Origin of the sequence: Aquiflexum sp. (assembly GCF_041749095.1) — a bacterium.
Classification (GTDB): Bacteria; Bacteroidota; Bacteroidia; order Cytophagales; family Cyclobacteriaceae; genus Aquiflexum.
The window spans coordinates 1-1573 of sequence record NZ_JBGTCA010000458.1; the positions used below are offsets into that span (position 1 = coordinate 1).

Below are 1573 nucleotides of genomic sequence, written 5' to 3' on the forward strand. Positions count from 1 at the left end.
TGCTTGATTTCCCAGGACAATTATTACAGGCCCCGTCATCAACAGCCCATGGATGAAAAAGGAGTCCATAATTTTGACACACCCAATTCCATAGACTTCTCCCAATATGCAGAGGACATCAAAAAGATCCAAAGCGGCGAAACAGTTTACCGTCAGGAATACACTTTCAACAATCCCAATAAAAAGCCCAAAATGCTGGAGTTTGCTCCGTCACCTGTAGTGGTGGTAGAAGGAATTTTTGTGTTGTACTATCCCGAATTGGCAGACTTGCTGGACTTGAAGGTTTTCATAGATGCCAAAGAATACATCAAATTAAAGCGCAGAATAGTCCGTGATAAGGTAGAAAGAGGCTATGATTTGGATGATGTACTTTATCGGTATGAAATGCATGTGATGCCTACTTATGAAAAATACATTGAGCCTTTCAAACACGACGCTGACGTCATCGTGCCCAACAACAGTAATTTTGACAGGGCATTGGATCTGATAAGGACATATTTGAGGTCGAAAATTAAGGTATGAGATTTTTTTAGAAAGTTAGAATTGGAAGATGAAAAGTTTAATGTCAGATGTCCGATGACCGATGATGGAGCAGGGAAGGTTGGAGCTTATTCTAATATATCATGGGTCGAAGAGTCTTTTGACTATCAAATCCAATGGGTTATACAATAACTTTAACATTGAATGCAATCATATTTTTATGAAAACGAGTTTTTTTTGACATAAGTCGTTTGTCTTTGCAATTATTTCTATATTTGCTGCCCGTGAGAAAAAAAGCAAAAGATATGAACCTCTGGAAACAACGCGTCACCTTGATGTTGACGATGTTGTTTTGCATGCTTGTAGCTGGCACCGAATATTTGCCGCAACATGCACCGGAAAATTCTCCCGTAAAAAAGGAACAGTCCAACAAAACTGACCAATCTTCGGACAATCAGACTTTTTTAAATATTGCAATAGATGCGGTAGTTCCATTTGTCACCGTTCTTTCCCAACAAGTCTTCTACCTTATTTATGAAAATCTTGTTTTTGAAAAACCATCAGTTTCAGACCTAGGAGTATCTATTCCTGTTAATTTTCCCTATTGGGAAATTTTACTGGAAAGGATCATTTCTCCCAATGCTCCCTGATTTTTTACAATTCTCCATTCCCCAAAGCTCTATAGGGCTTATAATAATCATTCTTAATCAAACAAAACAATTAATCATATGCGTAACCAAGGCGTTATCGTGTTTTTGACAGTAGTGGTCACAGCATTGTGTCTGTATTACCTGTCATTCACATTTGTATCAAACAATATTCAGCAAAATGCTGTGGAGTATGCCACAGATGAATCAGGCAACGTTGAGTTTGCCAAAAAACAGGCTTACCTGGATTCCATATACAGGGAGCCGGTTTATAATTTCTTAGGTGCCAAATTCACTTACAAGGAAATCAAAGAAACAGAATTGGGACTTGGGCTTGATTTGCAGGGTGGCATGCATGTTACCTTGGAAGTTTCTCCCGTGGAAATTGTCAAAGGACTTTCCGGAAATAGTAAAGATGTAGCATTCAATGCTGCTCTTGATGAAGC

The 1573-nt window shown here is 38.6% G+C and carries 2 protein-coding genes and 1 pseudogene; all 3 read left to right on the forward strand.

Annotated elements, in window-relative coordinates; all coding sequences use genetic code 11:
* The coding region (locus ACEW8O_RS20885) for a uridine kinase (protein ID WP_373496566.1) at positions 1 to 522 on the forward strand (522 nt) is incomplete at its 5' end.
* 263 nt (positions 523 to 785) lie between these two features.
* Positions 786 to 1130 (forward strand): hypothetical protein, encoded by a 345-nt coding sequence (locus tag ACEW8O_RS20890; RefSeq protein ID WP_373496567.1) that lies wholly within the window; start codon positions 786 to 788, stop codon positions 1128 to 1130.
* A gap of 78 nt (positions 1131 to 1208) precedes the next feature.
* Positions 1209 to 1573 (forward strand): annotated as a pseudogene (locus ACEW8O_RS20895) (protein translocase subunit SecDF); the annotation flags it as partial.